The sequence below is a fragment of the Pseudovibrio sp. Ad46 genome (assembly GCF_001623065.1).
Classification (GTDB): domain Bacteria; phylum Pseudomonadota; class Alphaproteobacteria; order Rhizobiales; family Stappiaceae; genus Pseudovibrio.
The window spans coordinates 1-1,453 of sequence record NZ_LMCG01000033.1; the positions used below are offsets into that span (position 1 = coordinate 1).

The following is a 1,453-nucleotide window of genomic DNA, read 5'->3' on the forward strand; positions in this document are numbered from 1 at the left end:
AAAGAGGGAAGCCCTTCAAAGCGGCAATGATTGCTCTGGCGAGAAAGATACTCATCACAGCCAATGCACTCCTCAGAGATAGTGTTCCATTCAATGCATAAACACAGTTGCCGCATCAAGTGCGGGAAGACGAAGGATAGGGCTAGCAAGTGGGGCTCTAGGTCCCGCATCGCGCTACGCTTGTGCGGGATGACGGTGGTGGGGTCTCACCAGCGTATCCCTGCGGCAACACCTTCCTATCATCCTGCAACTTTTCGTTGACAGGTGGTGCGTTCCATTCCACATTCATATGTGAGGCTTCACAACCTCCGAAAAGCGGTAACCGCTCCCGTCAACTAGCGGATTTTTTGTGCCTTTTTTCTGAGGGCGCAAACCCTTTGCTATGAGCGGGAGGGCGGTGAATACAACACCTCTTTCGAGAGGGAATAAACTCGCCTGTCTTTTCCAGGTTGTGAACCTCCCGCTCGCCAGCGGGCCGTCACAAGCTCATTGTCGTGCGGAACTTCAACAGCCAGAAAAGAAGGCTTTGAATATGGACGACTCTGCATGCGCCTGTGGCGCCACAAATACTCTTCAGAATGAAATTGATGACGTGAACTTTGCTGTTTCTGATCTTCAGAACCTTGCTTATATGCAGCATCTGGTGCTGAGCGAGCGGATGAAGAACAGCAGTGAGCGTGACGTTCTCTTCACTTTGCACCATGCATTATCTGACCGCCTAGAGGCACTTGATAAGACCTGCGGAACTTTAACTGATGCGTTGTCCGGCACTTCCTTCCCTAAAGGATTTTCTGGTCACGCGACACGCAGCGTCGCCTCTCCAACACTGGTCAATACCAATAAAGCGTCTCTTGATTAGATCACTGTGAACGGCACTCCAAGGGCTGGCCTCGACCACCCTTGCACAGCCCTTCATGAGTGTCCTGCTGGTCTGCGGCCGGGCGAATTGTGCCCGCAGGCCAGCATCTTCGTGTGTTTTTTTGATGCGTTAGTGGTGTTGCTCTGGATCCCGGATCTGCGCGTTGCTTGTCCCGGGATGACGAGGGAGGGTGATTGCGTGAAGAGAAGGCGGTAGGCGTGGTTTTCGGCTGATTTTCATGTGCCCGCAGATAAGTGGGCTTACTCTTTAGCTAGTCGGCTTCCCCCACTGTCATCCCGGGCGGAGCGTAGCAGAGACCCGGGACCCATGAGTGCCTGACAGCAAACGCTAGGCTAGCGCTATGCAGCAATTATCGTGTGGGTCCCGGCTCAGGGGCGGAAAGACAGTGGTGTGCGGGCTTTTTGCTCCTCAGCCAGTCGGCTTCCTCCGGTGTCTTCCCGGCCTTTGATGTTTGTCCCGGAGAGATAGTTGACGTTTGTTCGGGGACATGGGTGACGGTCATGTTATGATGTTAAGTCGATTTTTGCGACTGTGTTTGCTGCAAAACATACGTTGAAGATCTCAGGTTTGTCT

General features: G+C 53.2%; 1 protein-coding gene. It reads left to right on the plus strand.

Going from position 1 to position 1,453, the window contains the following annotated elements:
• Positions 1-532: 532 nt before the first annotated feature.
• On the plus strand, positions 533-859 hold the full coding sequence (locus PsAD46_RS06520) for a hypothetical protein (protein ID WP_063306426.1): 327 nt from the start codon (positions 533-535) through the stop codon (positions 857-859).
• Positions 860-1,453 lie beyond the last annotated feature (594 nt).

What these genes read in the sequence shown, in the direction of transcription:
- PsAD46_RS06520 (WP_063306426.1), top strand. Translation starts at nt 533, where the DNA reads ATGGACGACTCTGCATGCGCCTGTGGCGCCACAAATACTCTTCAGAAT.